This window comes from Ruegeria sp. H3, from assembly GCF_056533095.1.
In genome coordinates this window covers 124816-147308 of sequence record NZ_JBQFOD010000010.1, presented here as the reverse complement: position 1 = coordinate 147308, position 22493 = coordinate 124816, and the positions used below count along the sequence as shown (strand labels likewise).

The following is a 22493-nucleotide window of genomic DNA, read 5'->3' as shown; positions in this document are numbered from 1 at the left end:
AATTCAAAGCGCTTGCAGTATATGAGCACCTTATGACGCTAAAAGAACTTTCGGATATGCTTGGGTTGTCGCCGACCACTGTCAGTCGCGCCCTAAACGGTTATCCGGAAGTGAATGAGACCACGCGCGCGCGCGTTCAGGCAGCAGCTGCCAAACATGGCTATCGTCCAAACAGCCGCGCCAAAGGGTTGGCGACAGGCAAATCCATGGTCATCGGTCATGTGATCCCCAGCTCGTCTCAGCACGAGATGGTGAACCCCATCTTTGGAGATTTCGTCGCGGGTGCCGTGAAAACATATGCCGAGCATGGCTATGACATGATGTTCACCAACGCCGATGACACCTCGATCGAAGAAGCCTATCGCAGCCTGTTCCAGCGCGGTGCAGTTGATGGTGTGGTTCTGCAGGGCCCCAAAGTGAACGAGCATCGAATCTCGGTACTCAGCAAGATGTCAGTTCCATTCATTGTGCATGGCCGTTCGACGGGTGTTGACCTGCCCTATGACTGGATTGATGTGAACAACAAAAGCTCGTTCCTGCGGGCAACCCAATTCCTGCTGGATCTAGGCCATCGGCGCATCGCATTGATCAACGGCCTTGAAGAGATGGATTTCGCCCAGCGCCGCCGTGATGGCTATCTTGCTGCATTGGCGCAGGCAGGGATCGCACCTGAACCTAGTCTGATGCGCAGCGCCGAGATGACCGAAGTCTATGGTCACCACGAAACACGCACGATGCTTGCCCTTGATGATCCGCCAACCGCAATCCTGATTTCTTCGATGATTTCTGCTATCGGCGTTCGGCGCGCGATTGACGAAGCGGGCTTGCAAATGGGGCGCGATATATCCGTCATCGCCCATGACGATGACCTGTCCTATCTTAAGAACGGGCAAGATGTTCCGATCTTCACCGCCACCCGCTCCTCTGTTCGCAAGGCCGGGGAGATAGCGGCCAATATGCTGATCGAACGTATCAAATCCCCGGATGCGCCGACCAAAACTAGATTGCTGGAAGCTGAACTGGTAGTAGGCAGATCAACAGGCCCGGCGCCCAACAGGTACTAGCAATGAAATATACTCGTTCTGACTTTCCCAAAGACTTCCTCTTTGGTGTGGCAACCTCTGCTTATCAGATAGAAGGTCACGCCCAAGGTGGGGCTGGTCAGACCCATTGGGATACCTTCGCCGCCTCGCCCGGTAATGTCGTGCGGCAGGAAAACGGTGATCTGGCCTGTGATCATCTGAACAGGTTTCCGGAAGATTTCGATCTGGTGCGCGAGGCTGGTTTCGATTGCTACCGCTTTTCCACCAGCTGGGCTCGGGTGCTGCCCGATGGACGCGGCTCGGTGAACCAATCCGGGCTGGACTATTACGACCGCCTCACCGATGCCTTGCTAGAGCGCAATATCCGCCCCTGTGCCACGCTTTATCACTGGGAATTGCCCTCGGCCCTTGCTGATCTGGGTGGCTGGCGCAACCGCGATATCGCCGGGTGGTTTGCAGATTTCACCGAGATCATCATGGGCCGGATCGGGGATCGCATGTATAGCGTCGCCCCCATCAACGAGCCCTGGTGCGTCAGCTGGCTGAGCCATTTCGAAGGCCACCACGCCCCCGGCATGCGCGATATCCGAGCTGCTGCGCGAGCCATGCATCACGTGCTGCTGGCCCATGGCCGCGCCATTCAGGCGATGCGCGGGCTTGGAATGTCCAATCTTGGTGCGGTGTTCAATCTGGAATGGGCCGAACCCGCCGATGACAGCCCCGAGGCTCGCAAGGCCGCGGATCTGTATGATGGGATCTATAACCGGTTCTTTCTGGGCGGTGCGTTCAAGAAAGCTTATCCAGCGAATGTTCTGGAGGGGCTCGCGCCTCATTTGCCCACGGGCTGGCAGGACGACTTTGACACCATAGGCGCACCCGTCGATTGGTGTGGGCTGAACTATTACACCCGCAAGCTGATTGCCCCGTCTGATACCGCCTGGCCCAGCCTGAAAGAGGTTCCCGGAGCTTTGCCCAAAACCCAAATGGAATGGGAGATCGAACCAGCCGCCCTCACCCGCTTTTTGACCCGAACGGCGCAGGAATACACTGGCGACCTTCCCCTATTTGTGACCGAAAACGGCATGGCAAGTCCTAAACGGGATCAGGACGATGATCGGATCGACTACCTAAACCAGCATCTTGCGGCCGTTCAGGATGCATTGGATCAGGGCGCCCCAGTCAAAGGCTATTTTGCCTGGTCTCTGCTCGACAACTACGAATGGGCCTTTGGGTATGAAAAGCGGTTCGGTCTGGTCGACGTGGATTTCGAGACGCTGGAGCGTAAGCCTAAAGCCTCATATCTCGCCCTAAAAGCCGCGCTGGCCAAAGGGAACCCTGTTGCCCTGCCGCTCGCGCAGCCAGCAGGGGCAGTCCACGAGCATTGGAACCTGGTGGCCGATATCGGTGGCACCAATACCCGGCTTGGGGTTGTCGAGAACGGTGCGCTAACAGAATTGCGCAAACATCCAACCGGCTCCTTGTCCGACTTACTTAACGCATTTCACAGTTTGCGAGATGACGTCGGAACTGATCCTCAGGCAGTTGTTGCCGCAGGTGCAGGCCCGGTTCAGGCTGGCGTGATTCAACTGACAAACGCAAATCTGGACTTGTCCGAGGCCGAGCTGGCCGAAGCCACCGGTGCCAGGCACACTTATGTCATCAACGACTTCACCGCCGCTGCATGGTCGGTGGCCGAGGTTACGTCCGATGATGTTACCGTCTTGCAGGGGGCGCCCACACCGCCACTCGGCACGCGGCTGGTGGTCGGACCCGGAACTGGGCTGGGCGTCGGGGCGTTGCTATATTCCGAAGGGCATTATCACACCGTCTCGGGCGAAGGAGGCCATGTTGGCCTTGCGCCGCGCCACCGGGATGAGGTTGATATCTTCGACGCGGCCCGGCGTATTGCGCCCGAGTGTTTTTTTGGCGACAGCCTGAGTTTGGAAGCTGAGATGTTCCTCAGCGGCACCGGATTACCGATCTTGTACCGAGCAGTAGCAATGGCGGCGGGTCAAACCAATATCTCCGCGCGCCCGGCGCGGGATATCCTGCAGGATGCGCGATCCGGCACTGATCCACACGCGGTTCAAACCGCATCGCTGTTCACAACGCATCTGGGCGCTTTGCTAGGGGATATGGCCGTTACATTGATGCCAATTGGCGGCGTCTTTCTGGTCGGTGGCGTGGCGGAAAAAAACCGCTGGCTGTTCGGAGACAGTTTTCTGGATGCCTTCAACAATGGTGGCCGGTTCAGCGAGCTGCGGCGCGGAATGGACCTCTATGTCTCAGAACAGGTCGAATTTGGCATTGTTGGCGCTAACAACTTCTGCAAAAATGCCCTCATGCGGTAGAACCGCCTGACAATTCTCAATGAAGGGACGCGGGATGATCCTGTGCTGCGGAGAAGCGCTGATCGATATGATCACCGAGCCTACAGTCTCGGGTGCCCAAGGGTATGTTCCCCATTCTGGAGGTGCAATTTTCAACACGGCGATCGCGTTGGGGAGATTGGGCGCGCCTGTTGGCATGTTGACCGGCCTGTCGTCCGATATGTTTGGTGAACAATTGGCGGATACGCTGAAAGCGAGCCATGTGGATACCTCCCATGTGATCACCAGCGACCGCCCAACCACTTTGGCGTTTGTGAAACTGGTCGATGGTCATGCATCGTACAACTTCGTTGACGAGAACACTGCCGGGCGCATGCTTCGGCCCGAGGATATGCCCGACCAACTGCCCGCCATCTCGACCCTGTATCTAGGCGGTATCAGTCTTGCCTGCGAACCCTGCGCCGATGCTTATGCTGCCTTGCTAAGCCATCACGGGACGGATCGAGCGGTGATGTTGGACCCCAACATCCGACCGGGGTTTATCCAGGATCAGACCAGATACCGCACCCGTTTGAATGCCATGATTGCGCAGACCGATATCCTCAAAGTCTCGGATGAAGATCTGGACTGGATCATTCCGGGGCCCGAAACCCATGCCGAGAAAGTGCCTTTGTTGCTGCAAGCCGGTCCCGCGGTTGTGATTGTTACACGTGGGAGCCAGGGGGCTTCGGGTTATCTACGCGATGGCTCGGAAACCACGATACCGGTTAAAGCGGTTCAGGTTGTCGATACGGTGGGGGCGGGCGATACGTTCAACGCTGGCGTGCTGGCGGAACTTCACCGTTCCGGACATCTGACCAAAGCCGGGCTGCGCGATCTGACAAAAGAAAGCCTGCGTGCAGCTTTAGCGTTGGGTGCAGATGTTGCAGCAGTCACCGTATCGCGTGCCGGGGCCAACCCGCCCTGGGCGCACGAGCTCTAGTCCCAAAAAGGGAAGTCACATGAAACGTTCCGACATCAACCACATCAAGACCGATGCACAGGCCTTTATCCAGTCTTTCGGTTTCATCCTGCCCCCCTTTGCCGACTGGTCTCCGGATCAGATGCGCAGCGCCAAGGCCGACACGATCCGCGCCCGGGGACTGGGATGGGACATCACCGACTACGGGCAAGGCAAATTTGATGAGCTTGGCCTGTTCCTGTTCACCCTGCGCAATGGGGATGAGAACGATCTGAGCCAGGGTCGTGGGATGCTTTATGCAGAAAAACTGCTGATCTCGCGCGACAAGCAGCTGTCGCCGATGCATCGTCATATCGTCAAAGCCGAGGATATCATCAACCGGGGCGGCGGCGATCTGGTGATGGAGATCTATGCCTCGAACCCCGATGGCAGCGTAGACCGCGACACACCGGTTGTGGTGCCCAGCGACGGATGCGATATCACCATCACTCCGGGCGAATTGCTGCGCCTGAAACCCGGCGAAAGTGTAACCCTTATGCCCGGAATCTGGCACGCCTTCTGGGCCGAGCGTGGGGATTGCCTGATCGGCGAGGTCTCAACCGTAAACGACGACCGCACCGATAACGTGTTCGAACAACCCATTCCCCGCTTTGCCACGATCGACGAAGATACCGAGGCCGAGTTCCTGCTGGTTGCGGATTACTGATCTACCCCGAGATTGACCCGAGCCTCTCAGCGATTGCTTGACAAGCGTGTCTTGTCCAGAATAGCTGACCTGTGATGGTTCCCGCAGCTTTGGGTGCGGGATGAAAATGGGAATACGGTGCGGCCCCCGGAATATCGGAACAGGCCAAGTCCGTAACTGCCCCCGCAACTGTAAGCGGTGAGTGACGCCAAATCACCACTGGCCCGAGAAGGCCGGGAAGGTTGGCCAAGCGATGACCCGCAAGTCAGGAGACCTGCCATCACCTGTGAAACCAACCCGGGACGGGGCGTCCCGCAAGGAGGATTGATGGCATATTCGCGTCCTATCGGGACTGGCACTTTCGACACGGGCATTCTGCGCGTTGAGGATGGCCATGCATCGCGCGGCTGATCATTTTGTGCTGATCTGCTCGACCTGTCAGGGTGAGATCGAGGCCAGCACAGCTCAGAGCATCCTGGACGCAGCCCTGCCCGATGGGTTTGCAACGCGTCTGATCCCGTGCATGGCGGGATGTGAACGCCCGATGACCGTAGGGCTTCAAGCCGAAGGCAAAGCGCAGTACCTGTTTGGCGATATCCAAAGCACCACTGATCTGGATGCAATCGCCGCATTCGCCCATCAGTTCCACAACAGCGAAAGCGGCTGGACCAGCGCTACAGACCGGCCCCCTGCCCTGCTCTTCAAAACACTGGCCCGCCTGCCCCGGCTGCCCCAAAGGGACAAGGCATGAGCTTTCTGGTCGCCGACAATTTGGAATACTACGCCCTGAATGGCGATGTGCTGTTGCAAGATGTCTCCTTCTCTTTGGACGAGGGGGCGATCCTTGCCATCGCGGGCCCCAACGGCGCCGGGAAAACAACGCTGCTGAACCTGCTCTGCGGGGTCGAGCGTCTGGCGCTGGGAGACGTTCGGATCAACGGTCAAAGCCTACGCAGCCTGTCTGCGCAGGAACGCGCCCGGACCATTGCGGTTGTTGGTCAGCAGGAACTGCCCGATGGCCGCCTAAAGCTGCGCGACTACGTTGCGCTGGGCCAGATTCCCATTCAAAGCGACCGCTCGGCAGAAGACCACAAGATGGATCTTGCACGCGTTCTGCGCACAACCGAGCTGACCCATCTGGCGGACAAGCCGATGCAGCGGCTCTCGGGCGGCGAACGCCAACGCGCCCATATCGCGCGTGCATTGGCGCAGAACCCCTCGCTGTTGTTTCTGGACGAGCCCACCAATCATCTGGACCCCGATGCCAAGGGGCACATGCTGTCGCTGGTGGCCGAACTGGGCGTAACAGTGGTGATGATCGTACACGACCTTGTCATGATCCCGGAATTCGCCAGCCATGTCGCGCTGATGAAATCCACACGCATGACGGGCTTTGGGCCAGTCGACCAAATACTGACGCCGGATCAAGTGCGCGACACGTTTGGTGTTGACTACCTGTGCTTCCAGCACGAAGGGCGCGTGATCCCGGCGCTGGATATCCGAAAACGAACGCTTTCATCTTAACAGGAGAGAACGATGAAACAGAAGCTTTGGTCAGCTTTGATGATCACCGGTTTGGCCAGCGGCGCAGCAGCGCATGAGGTGACCGTGGACAATTGCGGAGAACCGCTGGTGTTCGACGCGAAGCCGGAACGGCTGGTGGTGCATGACATGAACATGACCGACATGGCCTTTGCGCTGGGCCTGCAAGAACACATCGTTGGCCTGACCGGTATCACCGGTTGGTACAAGACAAGCCCTGATTTCGATAAGCTGCGCGGTGAAATCCCGGAACTGGCGCCGAAATACCCAACCGTCGAAAACCTGGTTGCGGCAGAACCTGACCTGTTCTTCGCAGGCTGGTATTACGGCATGAAGCCCGGTGGTGACGTGACCCCGGACACTCTGGCCCCGTTCGGCATCAAGACAATGATCCTGACCGAAAGCTGCGTGCATATGGACAAGGACCGCCCTGAGGCCAGCATGGACCTGTTGTTCAACGATGTGCTGCGCCTGGGTCAGGTCATGCATGTCGAAGAAAAGGCCGAGGAACTGGTTGCAGGCTGGAAAGAACAGCTTTCTGCCATTGAAGCCAAAACCACCGATCTGGCCAAACCCCGTGTCTTCCTGCTGGACGGCCCGGCAGATGCACCCTTTACCGCTGGCAAATTCGCCATCCCCGATGCGATGATCGCAGCGGCTGGCGGCGAAAACGTCACCCATGACATGGATACCAGCTGGGGCCGCACCTCGTGGGAAGCGGTTGCTGCATCGAACCCGGAATTTCTGGTGCTGCTTGACTATCAGACCGGCAACGGGGCAGAGGACACGTTCAAGTTCCTGCAAGAGCACCCGGTGATGTCCCAAACAGACGCTGTGAAAAATGAACGCTGGATCGGTCTGCGCTACGAAGAGCTGACACCGGGACCGGCAAACATTGACGCGATCCAGAAGATGGCGGATGCGATGCACCCGACGGCGACCAACTGATATGGTCCATACGGGCCGGATAGTTGTGCTGGGGGCGGTCGTTCTGACCGCCCTTTTGCTGCTGTCGACAGTCTACGGTACAACCCCGATCCCGGTGGCAGATGTCATTGCCGCCATCGGCCTGGGCACAGGTCTGTCAGAAGGCGAGATGTCGCCGCTGCATCGGATCGTGTTTGATCTGCGCCTGCCGCGTGCGCTGTTCGCCGCTGTCATCGGTGCGGGGCTTGGTGTTGTGGGGGTGGTTCTGCAGACCACCACGCGCAACGACTTGGCAGACCCATTTCTATTCGGTCTCTCGTCGGGCGCGGCTGCGGGCGCTGTTCTGGTCATCACGGTCACCGGCGATGTGCTGGGCATCTGGACCCTGCCGCTGGCTGCGTTTTGCGGTGGCTTGATCGCATCGGGCATTGTGTTGGCCTTGGTACAGGGGTTGCGCACAAGCGCACCGGAAAAACTGATCCTGGCAGGGCTTGCCGTGTCTTTCCTGTTCTCCGCCATCACTAACTATCTGATCTTTTCCGGAGACAACCGCGCCGCCCATTCCGTGATCTTCTGGATGCTGGGCGGACTGGGCCTTGCGCGGTGGGAGACATTTCCACTGGTCCTGATCGGACTAGCCCTGATCCTGGGCTATGCACTCTATCGAAGCCGCTGGCTTGACGCCCTTCTGACCGGAGATTTCACCGCTGCCACCTTGGGTATCCCGGTTCAGGGTCTGCGCTTTCGCATGTTCTTTGTTGCAGCTTTGGCCACGGCAAGCTTCGTGTCGGTCGCGGGTGTCATCGGCTTTGTCGGTCTGATGGTCCCTCATATCGCGCGGGGGATCGCAGGAACGCTACACCGCAACCTGCTGATCACCTCGGCCATCGTTGGAGCCATCCTTCTGACCGCCTCTGATATCGTGTCCCGACTGCTGCTGGCCCCGCAGGAGTTACCAGTCGGCATCGTGACCACATCAATCGGGTCGCTTTTCGTATTCTTGTACCTGTTCAAATCGGCGCGAAACGTTTGACCTAATGCGTTCCACGCGGGACGAAAAACGGATCAATCATAATGGTTTCGCTTTGCTTGCCCGGCTCTGCCAGCCTGCGTTCAAGCAACGCAATGACCTGATCAACCGCATCATCAATCGGGTTGTTGACGGTACTGAGATCGAAATTTGGCCATCTGGCCATTTCGATATCGTCAAACCCGATCAGTGAAAGATCACTCGGAACGTCCAAACCCAACTCTCGCGCGGCGGTCAGCGCGCCGATCGCACTGGCGTCGTTGGCACAAACCAACGCGTCCAGCTTATGCTCGGCCAACAGTTTCAACGCAATCTCGTGCCCTGTCTCAACAGTGAAATCCCCTGTGGCTTCGGCAATCAGCTTTAACCCCGCTTTGTCCAAAACACCGATCACACCCAATCTACGCTCGGCCGATGACGAGAAACTGGGGGCGCCACCCAGATACCCAAACCGTGTGCGCCCCTTGTCGACCAGCACCTGGGCCGCAAGCCCCGTACCGTCGGCATTGCGGCAACAGACATTGTCGACACCCGGTGCCTGGACGATTCGGCCTGTGGAAATCATCGGCACACCGAACTTGGTGCACCGCGTGACCAACGCGCGCGGCATGCTGCCACCACGCAGGATCAAAGCGTCCAATGGATAGCGCAAAACCTGCTCGATCGCGTCTTCTGCACGCTGATCCCCGCCATCGATGAGAATCGGCCATTTGTTCAAAGCGTTCAGTTCCCCGACCAAGGCGCTCACGAATTCGGAATCATATGTACTGCGCATATTGCCGACAAAGACGGCCACCAGATGCGAGCGCCCGTCCTTCAACCCGGCAGCCAATGCATTTGGCTGATAGCCCATTTGATGGGCCACTTTCTCGATGATTTTTCTTTTGCTTTCATCAAGATACGCACCTGGCGTAAAAGCGCGTGAAACCGCTGAACGCGACACACCAGCCGCATCTGCAACGGCTTGCGCGGTCACCCGGCGGCGCCTATCGGCAGGTTTATCATGATCCTGAGCCACGCCCATCCTGTCCTTCGATTTGGTAGAATTTGTCAATATTGCTAGAAATCTTTCACTGAACTGTCATACGTTAACAGTATGTGACCACGTGTGCAGAATCCACGCGTGACACGTGATGCGGGTCGGAGGCTGCGCGTGAGACACGCCGCAGGGGGGCCCTGCAAAACAACCTGGCAGAAACCTGCCATCGGGTGCTTCGCTGCAAATGCCCGAGACCGAACCGGAGGATCAAAATGACCAACCTTAAGTTCTGCGCAACTGCTGCCGCCGTCGCCTTTACCGCGACCACAGCCTTTGCCGAAACCGAAATCACCTGGTGGCACGCAATGGGCGGCCAGCTGGGCGAGACCGTCAACAAAATTGCAGAGGATTTCAACGCCTCGCAGGACGAATACAAAATCACTCCGGTCTACAAGGGCAGCTACGAAGAAACGCTGACCGCCGGTATCGCTGCATTCCGCGCGGGCGAACAACCCAACGTCATGCAGGTGTTTGACGCCGGTGCCGCCACAGTGATCGGTGCCAAGGGTGCGACCATCCCAGTTCAGGACCTGCTGGCTAACAATGGCGTTAATTTCGACATCAATGACTATATCGCTGGCGTGCGCTACTTCTACGCAGACAGCGATGGCAAGATGATCGGCATGCCGTTCAACTCGTCAACACCTATCATGTACTACAACGTAGACGCACTGGAAGCCGCAGGCGTCACACCCCCGAAGACATGGGAAGAGTTCCAGTCCACCACCGCTCCGGCACTGAAAGAAGCAGGCTATATCCCGCTCAGCCAGTCGCACCTGCCCTGGATCTTCACCGAAAACTTCATGTCGCGTCATAACCTGCCGTTTGCGACCAACAACAACGGCTATGACGGCACCGACACCGAAATCCTGATCAACAACGACGCCATCAAGGCCCATTTCCAGGCTGTGAGCGACTGGAAAGAAAACGGGTTGTTTGAATGGTACGGCACCGGCTGGGGCGACAATGCCAAGCCGTTCGAAGAAGGCAAAGTTGCCATGTGGCTTGGGTCTTCGGGCTCGTTTGGCGGCCTGCTGCAGAAAGACCTGCCATTTGAGTTCAGCGCGACCGAGCTGCCCTATTGGGAAGCCGTAACAGCCGAGCCGACACAGACCTTCATCGGTGGTGCGGCCCTGTTCGCCATGGCAGGCAAGTCGGATGAAGAAAACAAGGCAACGGCCGAGTTCTTTAACTTCCTGACCGCGCCTGAAACCCAGTATTTCTGGCATCAAGAAACCGGTTATGTGCCGATCACCGAAGCTGCATACGAAGTCGCCAAGAAAGACGGCCACTATGACCGCTTCCCGGCAGCCGAAGTTGGCGTCAACCAACTGTCCGCTAAGGCTGGCGACAACACCAAAGGCTACCGCATGGGCTTTTACGTCCAGATCCGCGACATCATGAACCGCGAATATGGCCGTATCCTGACCGGTGAAACCGACGTGGAAACCGCGTTCCAGAACATCGAAGCAGAAGCCAACGAATTGCTGGCCCGCTTTGCAAAGACTCAGGGTTAATCCCTGGGATCACCCCCAGGATGGTCGCGCCTTCGGGTGCGGCCATCCCCCATTTCTGCAACTGGAAGACCTATGAAACGCGCGGGTTTTGATAATATCTGGCTTCCTGTGGCTTTGCTGCTGCCACAGTTGATGATCATCGCCATCTTCTTTTACTGGCCTGCTGGATGGGCGCTGCAATCGTCCTTCTTTCTGCAAGACCCTTTCGGATTTGGGTCAACCTTTGTCGGGGCCGACAACTATACGTCGTTAATTGGCAATGATCAGTATAAGCGCATTGCCTGGTTCACGATTGTCTTCTCGGTTCTGGTTACTTTCTTCTCACTGGCCATCGCGCTGCTGCTGGCGGTCAAGGCCGATAAGGTTCTGCGCGGCGCCAAGACCTATCGAACCCTGCTGATGTGGGTCTACGCGATTGCGCCGCCGGTTGCCGGGTTTCTGGGCATCCTGTTCTTTGACCAAAGCACCGGTCCAATGACCAAGTTCTTCCAGATGTTTGGCTGGGATTTCAAACTGGGCGTGGACTATAACGCCACCGCGACCGCGATGATCATCGTATCGGTCTGGAAGCAAATCCCGGTCAATTTTATCTTCTTCCTTTCGGGCCTGCAATCGATCCCGCGCTCGGTGCGCGAGGCAGCAATGATCGACAACCGCTCGGCCACGGGGCGATTCTGGCAGGTCACCTTCCCTTTGCTCGCCCCCACCGCGTTCTTCCTGCTGATCATCAATATCACCTATGCGCTGTTCGACACGTTCGGCGTGATTGACGCGCTGATGAAGGGTGAGCCGGGAAACAATCCGATGACTCTGGTCTACAAGGTCTATCTGGACGGGTTCCGAGGCAACGATCTGGGCGGCTCTTCTGCGCAATCCGTCATTCTTATGGGTCTGGTTCTAATCCTGACCGTCTTTCAGTTCCGGCTGGTTGAACGCCGGATCCACTATACCTGAGGGGGCGAACCATGGCTGATACCACCCTTGAGACGACCGAAATCGCCCACCGCCCCCGCAAAATCCGCTGGGAAACCATCGGTGATCACTTTGTGCTGATCCTGGGATCATTGCTGATGATCCTGCCACCCTTGCTGGCGCTGACCACAGCCAGCCATGATGCCGTGACCATCCACCGACAGGGCATTCAGGTGGGCCTAGGCGACGATCTGGGCAAGAACTTCCACGCCGCCATGTTCGAGAAAGGCGGATTTACCCAAACCGTTGACGGCACATTGATGCTGATGAATTCGTTCATCCTGGGGATCGGCTTTGCCGTCGGCAAGATCATCATCTCGATGATGGCCGCCTATGCCATCGTCTATTTCCGCCTGCGCTTTGCAACGCTGGCCTTCTGGGTTATCTTCACCACCCTGTTGCTGCCGCTCGAAGTCCGCATTCTGCCTTCCTATGAGGCGATCCAGAAGCTGGGCCTGACCAACACCTACACCGGCCTGATCGTTCCCCTGATCGCGTCGGCCACCGGTACATTCTTCTTCCGACAGTTCTTTATGTCCGTCCCCGAGGAATTGGCCGAGGCTGCGCGGATCGATGGTGCAGGTCCGTGGAAGTTCTTTGTCGACATCCTCGTTCCGCTCAGCCGGACGATGATCGCGGCGATCTTCATTATCATGTTTGTCTTTGGCTGGAACCAGTATCTGTGGCCAACACTGATCACGACAGATGAAAGCTTCTTCACACTGGTCCGGGGCATCAAACAGATCGTGCTGACCTATACCGACAGTCAGATCCCCGAGCATGGACAGGCGCTTGCACTGGCCATCGTTGCGATGATCCCGCCGGTGGCGATTGTCATCTTCTTCCAGAATTGGTTCGTCAAGGGCCTCACAGAATCCGATAAATAAGGAATACGCGCATGGCTCAGGTATCATTAGAGGGCATCCGCAAGGTCTATCCCAATGGCTTCAAAGCGGTTGAGACCACCAGTTTCACCATTCAGGATGGCGAGTTCGTCGTTCTGGTCGGCCCTTCGGGATGCGGTAAATCCACTTTGTTGCGCATGATCGCGGGGTTGGAGGATATCACCGAAGGTACGCTGAAAATCGGCGACCGGGTGGTTAACAACGTGGACCCGGCGGACCGGGACATCGCGATGGTGTTCCAGAACTACGCGTTGTATCCGCATATGACGGTCCGCAAGAATATTGGCTACGGGTTGAAGAACCGCGGCACGCCCGCTTCCGAGATCGCGGCCAAGGTCGAAGACGCCGCCAAGATGCTGAACCTGACAGAATATCTGGACCGTAAACCGGCGCAATTGTCGGGCGGCCAGCGTCAGCGCGTCGCCATGGGCCGCGCGGTTGTGCGCGATCCGGCGTTGTTCCTGTTTGACGAACCGCTGTCCAACCTCGACGCCAAGTTGCGCAACCAGATGCGGATCGAAATCAAGGCCCTGCAACGCCGCCTTGGCACGACGGCCGTCTATGTGACCCACGATCAGGTCGAAGCCATGACCATGGCAGACCGCATCATCGTGCTGAACGCCGGCCGGATCGAACAGATCGGCACGCCTTCGGAGATCTATCACAACCCGGCCTCGACCTTTGTCGCCTCGTTCATGGGTGCGCCGCCGATGAATTTGATTGAGGCGCAGGTCGATCAAGGCCAGGTGCGGATCAACGGCTATGACGGGATCATGACCGCGCCAACATCTGCCAATGGGCCGGTGACACTCGGCATCCGACCCGAAGATATCGAACTGGATGGTCAGGGTTCCGTGCCGTTTCAGGTGGATATCCTTGAAGAACTGGGCGCGCATCGGTTGCTGCACGGTCAGCTTGGTGGCCAGCCCTTCACCGTTCTGGTCAGCAAAGATCACGCGGCCCAAACAGGCGAGACCCAGATCACCCTGAAACCTGACGCGTTGCGTCTGTTTGATGTGGAAACAGGAAAAGTCATTTGATCACAGACGTTTTGGATGTGCTTCCCGCTGTGACACCGGATCAGCGGATAGGCATATTGTCCGCCCCGCGAACCGCCGCTGCACATCGAGAGTTGTTGCGCGATATTCCAGCGATGAACGCGCTGCAGCTTGGCGGGCGGGCACAGACCACCATGCTGCCTGCACGGTTCACCGTGGCCGCATGGAATGTGGAGCGCTGCCTGTTCCCCGAGGCAACCGCCGCACATCTTGGTCAGATCAGCCCCGATGTTGTTCTACTGTCCGAGGTCGACCACGGCATGGCGCGTACATCGCAACGGCACACGACCGAGGCGATGGCAGATGCCCTTGGAATGGTCTACGCCTTTGGGGTCGAGTTTCATGAGCTTGATCTGGGCGGCCCGACCGAGCGCCATTTCTGCAAAGACGACTTCAATACACTGGGATGGCACGGCAACGCGATCCTGTCTTCGGTGCCATTTGAACGCACCGCTCTGATCCGGCTGGACGATCATGGCCACTGGTTTTCCTGCGACGAAGGTGCCGCAGATCCCGACCAGCCACGCGTTGGTGGCCGAATGGCCATTGCTGCTGTTTTGCCAACGGAAAGTGGCCCCGTTTGCGTCGTTTCCACCCATCTGGAAAGCAACGCCGACGCAGCGCATCGCCACACGCAGTTCGATGTCTTGCTAGGTGCTATCGACAGCTTCGCGCCGGGACTGCCGGTTCTGATCGGTGGGGATTTGAACACCGGTAACCACCTGCCGCCGGATTTTAACTGGCAGAACGAGAGTCTTTTTGGTCTGGCCGAAACACGCGGTTATAATTGGGGTTTCACAATCGACGGAACGACCACGCGCCCCAGCCTGATCACCCCACATCCTCAGCGTGTGATGAAGCTGGATTGGCTGGCAGGTCGCGATCTGCGATGTGAAGAGAAGGGGCTTTTGACATCGATCTCGGATGAGGGAACACCGCTTTCCGACCACGATTGCGTCTGGTGCCGCGCGGCGCTGTCGTCTGTCTGATCACTTGAGCCGGGCCTGGCTCAGCCCGGCTCTCTTGCCTACGATCAACCCAGAATACCCGGCAAACGCAGCCCATGCTCGCGGGCGCACTCCTTAGCGATGTCATACCCCGCATCAGCATGACGCCAGACGCCCGAGGCCGGATCGTTCCAAAGCACCCGCTCCAGACGTTTCGCAGCTGCGTCGGTACCGTCAGCACAGATCACCACGCCCGCATGCTGGCTAAAGCCCATACCGACCCCTCCGCCATGGTGCAGGCTGACCCAAGTCGCGCCCGATGCGGTATTGACGAGTGCGTTCAGCAACGGCCAATCCGACACGGCGTCCGAGCCATCTTTCATCGCCTCGGTCTCGCGGTTCGGCGAAGCGACTGAGCCACTGTCCAGATGGTCCCGACCAATCACCACGGGTGCTTTTAACTCCCCGTTCCGAACCATTTCATTGAAGGCCAATCCGGCCTTGTGACGATCACCCAATCCGATCCAGCAGATACGCGCTGGCAGGCCCTGGAAGGCGATCCGCTCCTGCGCCATATCCAGCCAGTTGTGCAGATGGGTGTTCTCTGGGAACAGCTCTTTCATCTTGGCATCGGTTTTGTAGATATCTTCCGGATCACCGGACAGCGCGCACCAGCGGAACGGACCGATGCCTCGGCAGAACAAAGGGCGGATATAGGCGGGCACGAAACCGGGGAAGGCAAAGGCGTTCTCCAGACCTTCATCCTGCGCCACTTGCCGGATGTTGTTGCCGTAATCCAAAGTCGGAACGCCTGCATTCCAGAAATCGACCATGGCGGCGACGTGTCGCTTCATCGACGCGCGTGAGGCTTTCTCGACAGCCTTTGGATCGCTTTCACGCTTGTCCTTCCACTGCGCCATGGTCCAGCCAATGGGCAGATAGCCGTTGACCGGGTCATGTGCGCTGGTCTGGTCGGTGACGATATCGGGACGCATGCCACCGGCACGCATCCGCGCGTAGATCTCGGGGAATATCTCGGCGGCATTGCCCAACAGGCCAACCGACTTGGCCTCGCCCGCCTTGGTCCAGCGGTCGATCATCTCCAACGCTTCGTCCAGCGTCTCGGCCTTTTCATCCAGGTATTTGGTGCGCAGACGGAAATCGATACTGTCCGGGTTGCACTCGACCGCCAGACAGCAGGCACCGGCAAATACAGCGGCCAGCGGCTGCGCGCCGCCCATGCCGCCCAGACCCCCCGTTAGAATCCACTTGCCGATCAGGTCACCGCCATAGTGCTGACGCCCGGCCTCGGCAAACGTCTCATAGGTGCCCTGTACGATGCCTTGCGTGCCGATGTAAATCCACGAGCCAGCGGTCATCTGGCCGTACATCATCAGGCCCTTCTTATCGAGCTCGTTGAAGTGATCCCAGTTGGCCCAATGCGGCACGAGGTTTGAATTGGCGATCAGCACCCGAGGCGCATCCGTATGCGTCCGCACAATGGCCACTGGTTTGCCGGATTGAACAACCAGCGTTTCGTCCTCTTCCAGATCCTTGAGGCTGGCGACGATGGTGTCGAAATCCTTCCATGTCCGCGCCGCGCGCCCGATGCCGCCGTAGACCACCAGCTCATGCGGGTTCTCGGCCACATCCGGGTGCAGGTTGTTCATCATCATCCGCAGGGGTGCCTCTGTCATCCAGCTTTTGGCGTTCAGTTCTGGGCCGGTGGGCGAATAGATATCACGCGTGTTTTTGCGAGGGTCGGTCATCGGGCAAGCTCCAATGCAGTGTCGTGGATAGCGTCGAGTAGGTCTTTGAGCCAACGTCGCAGACGATCGGCTTTTTGGGTGTCATAAGTCCATGGTGCCGTTTCGGCGTGCAGATAAGTGGACTGGGCCAGTTCCATCTGGATGGCGTGGACGCCCTTAGCAGGGCGGCCATAATGCCGGGTGGTCCAACCGCCTTTGAAACGCCCGTTCAGTACGGTGCTGTAAGGTGAGGAGGCCGCAAATTCATGGGCAATGGCCTCAATCTGCGGCGCGCAGGTGACGCCGCCATTTGTGCCGAGATTTATGTCTGGCAGAGTGCCGTTAAACAGGAACGGGATGTGGCTGCGGATCGAATGGCAATCATACAATACCGCCACCCCGTGGATCGCCTTGACCCGCGCCAGTTCAGCCTCAAGGGTGGCGTGATACGGCGCGTGGAACATCGCCCTGCGTTCGGCGATTTCAGGCTCAGACGGCGGCTGATCCCAGATGCCGTGGCCGTCAAAATCCGTCAACGGCACAAGCGTTGTGGTGTTCTGACCGGGATAAAGCGACACGCCCGCCGGGTCGCGATTGGCGTCGATCACATAGCGATGAAAAGTGGCGCGCACCGTCGTGGCACCGGGGATCAGCCCATCATAGAGCCGGTCAATATGCCAGTCGGTGTCTGCCAGCCCCCTGCCCCGGTTGTTCAGCTTGGCTTCGATCTGAGGCGGCACATAAGTGCCGGTATGAGGCAGGCCCAGCACGATGGGGCTGTCGCCTTGAGTGACTTCAACTGGATCGATCATGCGCCCAGTTCCGGCATATCGACGCCTGTGTTGTGTGCAATCTCACCACTGGCAATCAGACTATAGGCGGCCTCGATATCGGGCGCGGTATAGCGGTCTTCACCAAGCGGCGGCACTAAGGCGCGCAGCCGCGCCATCACGCCCTGCAAGGTCTGGCTGGTGGGCAAAGGCGCGCGGAACTCGACCCCTTGCGTGGCGCATAACAATTCGACACCCAGAATACGTTCCAGATTGGTCACCATCTGCCCCAGGCGCCGCGCGCCATGGGCCGCCATGCTGACATGGTCCTCCTGATTGGCCGAGGTCGGTGTGCTATCCGTCACACAGGGGTTGGCCAGATGTTTGTTTTCACTCATCAGGGCCGCCGTGGTGACCTCGGCGATCATCAGACCCGAGTTCAGGCCCGGATTGGGTGTCAGAAACGGCGGCAGATCGAAGCTGAGTACCGGATCGACGATCAGCGCGATACGGCGTTGGGCAATCGCCCCGATCTCGGCCACGGCCAGCGCGATCATGTCAGCAGCAAAACCCACCGGTTCCGCATGGAAGTTACCACCTGAAACGATCAGACCGGTTTCAGACAACACCAAAGGGTTGTCGGTGGCGGCGTTCGCCTCAATCTCAAGCGTTAACGACGCCTGACGCAGCACATCCATCGCCGCGCCGACGACCTGTGGTTGACAGCGAATGCAATACGGGTCCTGAACCCGCGTATCGCCCTCGCGGTGGCTTTCGCGGATCACCGATCCAGCCAATAGCGCGCGCATGGTTGCCCCTGCTTCGATCTGGCCGCGATGGCCGCGCAGAGTGTGGATCTCGGGCTGCAAAGGCGCAGTCGATCCCATGATGGCATCGGTGGTGAGCGCCGACGTGACCAACGCGCTTTGCGCCGCCTGCCATGCTCCAAACAAACCCGCCAGTGCAAACGCGGTCGAAAACTGGGTGCCATTGATCAGCGCCAGACCTTCTTTCGGGCCCAGTTCCACCGGCGTCAGACCGGCAGCCACCAATGCCGGACCGCCCGCCATGACCTGACCGTCAAACTCTGCCTCACCCGCACCCATCATGACCGCCGCCATATGCGACAACGGGGCGAGATCGCCCGAAGCACCGACCGACCCCTGCGCGGGAATCACCGGGGTCACGCCTTTGTCCAGCATCGCCTCCAGCAGATCGATCAGCTCCAGCCGCACGCCAGATGCGCCGCGCCCAAGACTGAGCAGTTTCAGTGCCATCATCAACCGCGCATGCGCCCGCGGGATGGCAGGCCCAACGCCACAGCAATGCGACAGGATCAGGTTGCGCTGGAGGGTCGCCGTGTCCTCGGCCGCGATCTTGACGCTGGCCAGTTTGCCAAAGCCGGTATTGACCCCGTAAACCGCCGCCTCACCCGCCGCCGCATCGGCAATGCGGGCATGGGCGGCTTTGATATCAGGCCGGCACACCGGGTCCAGCCTGACAGCGCATTCTTCGCGATAGACCTGTTCCAGCTGCGCCAGTGAAACAGCGCCGGGCGTGAGTGTCAGGGTGGTCAAACTGCACCTCCGATGATGCGGGCATGAAGCGGGTTAAATCCGATGCGATAGGCCAGCTCGGCCGGGTGGGCCACATCCCAAACGGCCAGATCTGCGCGCAAGCCGGGGGCAATCTGGCCGCAGTCCTTTAGCCCCAAGGCACGGGCGGCATGGGTGGTTACACCCCGCAATGCCTCTTCGGGTGTCATGCGGAACAGGGTGCAACCCATATTCATGGTCAACAGCAACGAGGTCATCGGAGCCGAGCCAGGATTGCAATCCGTTGCCAGGGCCATCAGCACATTGTGTTTGCGCAGCAAGTCGATGGGTGGGGCCTGCGTCTCGCGCAGGGTGTAGAAGGCGCCGGGCAGGATCACACCGACGGTGCCCGCCTGGGCCATGGCGAGCGCCCCGTCTTCGTCCAGATATTCAATGTGATCCGCCGACAGAGCACCATTTGAGGCTGCCAGCTTAGCCCCGCCTAGATTGGACAACTGCTCGGCATGGAGTTTGATCGGCAGGCCAAGCTCCTGCGCCGCATCGAATAAAGGCACCAGCTGGTAAGGTTGAAAGGCAATGCCCTCACAGAACGCATCCACCGCATCCACCAGCCCTTCGGCTTGGGCCGCACGCAGCGTCGGGATACAGACCTCGGCAATATAGGCGTCGGGGCGTCCGTTATACTCTGCTGGCACAGCATGTGCACCCAGAAAACTGGTCACAACCCTCACTGGACGATGCTGCGGCAATGCACGGGCGGCGCGCAGCATGTTCAGTTCGGTGTCTCGATCCAGCCCATAGCCTGATTTAACCTCGATTACCGCCACACCTTCGCCCATCATGGCGTCCACGCGCGGCAAGGCCTGCGCGATTAGATCGGCAACGCTGGCGGTACGGGTTGCAGTCACGGTCGAAATGATACCGCCACCCGCGCGCGCAACCTCTTCATAGCTGGCCCCGTTCAGGCGCATCTCAAACTCAACCGCGCGATGGCCGCCATGCACCACATGAGTGTGACAATCGATCAGCGCAGGGGTTACCAATCGACCTTCGAGCGCGCGCTGAGGCAGTGCCGCATAGGCATCTGGCACATCCGCTCGCGGACCAACCCAAGCGATTTTTCCCGCCTGAACGGCAATCGCGGCATCGTCAATCAACCCATAGGCATCCGCGCCTGACATCGTCGCGGCACGCAAATCAATCAAAAGATGATCCTGGGGCTGCATGGGACTCTCACATCACAATTTCTCTCTTTTCCAGTATATGCATTTATGTTTATTGTCTATCCATATTTAGGAGAGTCTCATGACTGCCGTTTTCGCACAGAACGCCTTGCTGGGTTCGGGCTGGGTCCGAAATCTGAGGGTGCAGATCAAGGATGGAAGGATCAGAACGCTAACGCAGGACACCACGCCGCAAGCTGGCGACTCGTGTGTCGACACTCTGCTGCCTGCGCTTTCCAACCTGCACAGCCATGCGTTTCAACGCGCCATGGCCGGGATGACCGAATACCGGCTCGCAGGGCGCGACAGCTTCTGGACGTGGCGCGATCTGATGTATCGCTTTACTGCACATTTGAACCCGGATCAGGTTCAGGCGATCGCAGCACTTGTCTATCTGGAGATGCAAGAGGCCGGTTATGCGGCAGTCGGCGAATTCCACTACTTGCATCATCAGCCGGATGGCCAACCCTATGATCACCTGGCTGAGCTAAGCGACCGCATCATGGCTGCCGCCGAAGAAACAGGCATCGGCCTGACTCATCTGCCCGTGCTCTATACCTATGCAGGCGTCGGAGGGCACCCTTTGGAGCAAGGCCAGAAACGGTTTGGCAATGATGTTAATCGGTTCTGCACACTGGTCGATCAGGCGCACGCGGCGGCCACGAACCTGCCCGGTGATTGCCGGGTTGGCATCGCCCCACACTCTTTGCGCGCCACCAGCCCGCGCGATCTGGCAGAAGTCCTGCAGGCGCAGGGCCAGGGCCCAATCCATATTCATATAGCAGAACAGCCCAAAGAAGTGGCCGAAGTACAGGCCGGGCTAGGCGCCCGCCCGGTCGAATGGTTGCTGGCCAATGCTCCGGTTGATGCCAACTGGTGCTTGATCCACGCCACCCATATGACCGATGCCGAAACACAGGCCATGGCCCGGTCCGGCGCTGTGGCCGGGCTGTGCCCGGTGACAGAGGCCAATTTGGGCGACGGGCCTTTCAATGGCCCACGCTTTCTGGCAGCGGATGGTGCATTTGGCGTTGGCTCGGATTCGAATGTGCTGATCTCATTGACCGAGGAATTAAGGACACTGGAGTACTCGCAACGCTTGCGCGATCTGTCACGCAATGTGTTGGTGACGGGCGAAGGATCGGTCGGGCAGTCGCTGTATTCCAAAGCCGCTTTAGGCGGGGCGCAAGCGCTTGCCCGTGATGCAGGGCAGATCGCACCGGGTAATCTGGCTGATCTGGTCGCCATTGACAGCCAGCATCCGTCGCTTTGCGCGCTGCGGCCTGATCAACTGTTGGATGGTTTGGTATTTGCCGCCAAAGATCATGTTGTCACTGACCTGTGGTCCGCAGGTCGACATCAGGTTCAAAGCGGGTGGCATGTTCAACGTGACAGGATCATCGCGAACTACCGCAACGCGATGCGCACCCTTTTGGCTGCGCTTTAGGCAATTGACGGCCAAATTCTCTGCCTATGCAAATACACAGACATAAATTACTTATGAATATCACTAAGGACCGAACAAGCTGTGAGCGCACAAAAGAACATGGGATTTCAGGATATTCGGGATGAGGTGCTGAACCGCATTCAAACACGCATCTGGCCACAGGGCAGTCTGTTACCAACCGAACTGGAACTCGCGGCCGAGTTTGGCTGTGCCCGCGCCACTGTCAACCGTGCCCTGCGCGAACTGGCCAATGAGGGCATCATCACGCGTCGGCGCAAAGGTGGTACCCGTGTTGTGACCACCCCAGTCAAACAGGCAAAACTGCCGATCACCGTGGTACGCCAGACCATCGAGGATATGAATGCGGAATACCGCTATGCTCTGGTCAGTCGCAATATGATCAACTGCCCACCCTGGCTGCAGGCCAAGCTGGGGCTGCAAGAGGGGGCACAGGTGTTGCATCTGAACTGCATGCATCACGCGGACAACCGCCCTTTTCAGTTCGAAGAACGCTGGATCAACACGGATACGGTGCCCCATGTGGTCGATCAGGATTTTCTGACTGTCGGCCCGAACGAATGGCTTTTATCCGAAATTCCGTTCTCAAATGCAGAAATCGCATTCTCTGCGGTACCTGCCACGGGCCAGCTACAGGAGTTTCTGTCAGTGCCGCCCGGAACGCCTCTGTTTCAGTTGGAACGCACCACTTGGTTTCAGAACAAACCCGTGACCTTTGTCAGGATGACATTTCATCAGGGCTATCAGATGCGGACAAAATATTGACGCCGGTTTA

The 22493-nt window shown here is 58.5% G+C and carries 20 protein-coding genes, 1 pseudogene and 1 riboswitch; of the genes and pseudogenes, 16 read left to right on the top strand and 5 right to left on the bottom strand.

Annotated elements, in window-relative coordinates; translation table 11 throughout:
* Positions 1 to 32 precede the first annotated feature (32 nt).
* The 9 genes and pseudogenes from ACR0JE_RS13400 (at position 33) to ACR0JE_RS13360 (ending at position 8521) form a co-directional block, all read left to right on the top strand.
* Entirely contained in the window at positions 33 to 1064 is a 1032-nt protein-coding gene (locus tag ACR0JE_RS13400) for a LacI family DNA-binding transcriptional regulator (protein WP_480864500.1), read from the top strand.
* A 2-nt stretch (positions 1065 to 1066) separates the two neighbouring features.
* Positions 1067 to 2371: pseudogene (locus ACR0JE_RS13395) on the top strand (GH1 family beta-glucosidase); the annotation flags it as partial.
* Between the two features lie 63 nt (positions 2372 to 2434).
* Positions 2435 to 3394, top strand: coding sequence for a glucokinase (locus ACR0JE_RS13390; protein ID WP_480864523.1), 960 nt, complete (start codon positions 2435 to 2437; stop codon positions 3392 to 3394).
* Between the two features lie 34 nt (positions 3395 to 3428).
* Positions 3429 to 4355, top strand: coding sequence for a carbohydrate kinase family protein (locus ACR0JE_RS13385; RefSeq protein ID WP_480864522.1), 927 nt, complete (start codon positions 3429 to 3431; stop codon positions 4353 to 4355).
* Between the two features lie 19 nt (positions 4356 to 4374).
* Complete coding sequence (locus ACR0JE_RS13380; RefSeq protein WP_480548006.1) at positions 4375 to 5040, top strand: D-lyxose/D-mannose family sugar isomerase; 666 nt, start codon at positions 4375 to 4377, stop codon at positions 5038 to 5040.
* 58 nt (positions 5041 to 5098) lie between these two features.
* A riboswitch (cobalamin riboswitch) is annotated at positions 5099 to 5315 on the top strand.
* A gap of 98 nt (positions 5316 to 5413) precedes the next feature.
* Positions 5414 to 5770 (top strand): DUF1636 family protein, encoded by a 357-nt coding sequence (locus ACR0JE_RS13375; RefSeq protein WP_480864499.1) that lies wholly within the window; start codon positions 5414 to 5416, stop codon positions 5768 to 5770.
* Positions 5767 to 6543 (top strand): ABC transporter ATP-binding protein, encoded by a 777-nt coding sequence (locus tag ACR0JE_RS13370; protein ID WP_480864498.1) that lies wholly within the window; start codon positions 5767 to 5769, stop codon positions 6541 to 6543. The genes ACR0JE_RS13375 and ACR0JE_RS13370 overlap by 4 nt, the downstream gene beginning before the upstream one ends.
* 12 nt (positions 6544 to 6555) lie before the next feature.
* Complete coding sequence (locus ACR0JE_RS13365; RefSeq protein ID WP_480864496.1) at positions 6556 to 7509, top strand: ABC transporter substrate-binding protein; 954 nt, start codon at positions 6556 to 6558, stop codon at positions 7507 to 7509.
* Position 7510: 1 nt separating this feature from the next.
* Positions 7511 to 8521, top strand: a complete 1011-nt coding sequence (locus ACR0JE_RS13360; protein ID WP_353011184.1) for a FecCD family ABC transporter permease — start codon at positions 7511 to 7513, stop codon at positions 8519 to 8521.
* 1 nt (position 8522) lies between these two features.
* Here ACR0JE_RS13360 and ACR0JE_RS13355 read toward each other — a convergent pair whose 3' ends face one another.
* Positions 8523 to 9542, bottom strand: coding sequence for a LacI family DNA-binding transcriptional regulator (locus tag ACR0JE_RS13355; protein ID WP_480864495.1), 1020 nt, complete (start codon positions 9540 to 9542; stop codon positions 8523 to 8525).
* A 227-nt stretch (positions 9543 to 9769) separates the two neighbouring features.
* Here ACR0JE_RS13355 and ACR0JE_RS13350 point away from each other — a divergent pair, with 227 nt between their 5' ends.
* From ACR0JE_RS13350 to ACR0JE_RS13330, 5 genes are all read left to right on the top strand, one after another.
* Positions 9770 to 11074, top strand: coding sequence for an extracellular solute-binding protein (locus tag ACR0JE_RS13350; RefSeq protein ID WP_480864494.1), 1305 nt, complete (start codon positions 9770 to 9772; stop codon positions 11072 to 11074).
* 72 nt (positions 11075 to 11146) lie between these two features.
* Entirely contained in the window at positions 11147 to 12028 is an 882-nt protein-coding gene (locus ACR0JE_RS13345) for an ABC transporter permease subunit (protein ID WP_170534813.1), read from the top strand.
* A gap of 11 nt (positions 12029 to 12039) precedes the next feature.
* Positions 12040 to 12933, top strand: coding sequence for an ABC transporter permease subunit (locus ACR0JE_RS13340; RefSeq protein ID WP_480548013.1), 894 nt, complete (start codon positions 12040 to 12042; stop codon positions 12931 to 12933).
* An 11-nt stretch (positions 12934 to 12944) separates the two neighbouring features.
* Positions 12945 to 13991 carry an ABC transporter ATP-binding protein gene (locus ACR0JE_RS13335; RefSeq protein ID WP_353011176.1) on the top strand — a complete coding sequence of 349 codons (1047 nt, stop codon included), beginning with the start codon at positions 12945 to 12947 and terminating at the stop codon, positions 13989 to 13991.
* Positions 13991 to 14998 carry an endonuclease/exonuclease/phosphatase family protein gene (locus tag ACR0JE_RS13330; protein WP_480864521.1) on the top strand — a complete coding sequence of 336 codons (1008 nt, stop codon included), beginning with the start codon at positions 13991 to 13993 and terminating at the stop codon, positions 14996 to 14998. Before ACR0JE_RS13335 ends, ACR0JE_RS13330 begins: the two co-directional genes overlap by 1 nt.
* 44 nt (positions 14999 to 15042) lie before the next feature.
* Here ACR0JE_RS13330 and hutU read toward each other — a convergent pair whose 3' ends face one another.
* From hutU to hutI, 4 genes are read right to left on the bottom strand one after another with little or no spacing between them, the layout of a single operon-like run.
* Positions 15043 to 16725, bottom strand: a complete 1683-nt coding sequence (gene hutU / locus ACR0JE_RS13325; protein ID WP_480864493.1) for a urocanate hydratase — start codon at positions 16723 to 16725, stop codon at positions 15043 to 15045.
* On the bottom strand, positions 16722 to 17516 hold the full coding sequence (hutG, locus tag ACR0JE_RS13320) for an N-formylglutamate deformylase (RefSeq protein ID WP_480864492.1): 795 nt from the start codon (positions 17514 to 17516) through the stop codon (positions 16722 to 16724). Before hutG ends, hutU begins: the two co-directional genes overlap by 4 nt.
* Entirely contained in the window at positions 17513 to 19051 is a 1539-nt protein-coding gene (gene hutH, locus ACR0JE_RS13315) for a histidine ammonia-lyase (protein WP_480864491.1), read from the bottom strand. The genes hutG and hutH overlap by 4 nt, the downstream gene beginning before the upstream one ends.
* On the bottom strand, positions 19048 to 20256 hold the full coding sequence (hutI, locus tag ACR0JE_RS13310; RefSeq protein WP_480544008.1) for an imidazolonepropionase: 1209 nt from the start codon (positions 20254 to 20256) through the stop codon (positions 19048 to 19050). The genes hutH and hutI overlap by 4 nt, the downstream gene beginning before the upstream one ends.
* Positions 20257 to 20335: 79 nt before the next feature.
* On the opposite strand from hutI, the gene ACR0JE_RS13305 reads away from it, so the two are divergent.
* Both ACR0JE_RS13305 and ACR0JE_RS13300 read left to right on the top strand, forming a co-directional pair.
* A complete protein-coding gene (locus ACR0JE_RS13305; protein WP_480544007.1) occupies positions 20336 to 21700 on the top strand; it encodes a formimidoylglutamate deiminase in 1365 nt (454 codons plus the stop codon).
* 81 nt (positions 21701 to 21781) lie between these two features.
* On the top strand, positions 21782 to 22483 hold the full coding sequence (locus ACR0JE_RS13300) for a GntR family transcriptional regulator (RefSeq protein ID WP_480544006.1): 702 nt from the start codon (positions 21782 to 21784) through the stop codon (positions 22481 to 22483).
* Positions 22484 to 22493 lie beyond the last annotated feature (10 nt).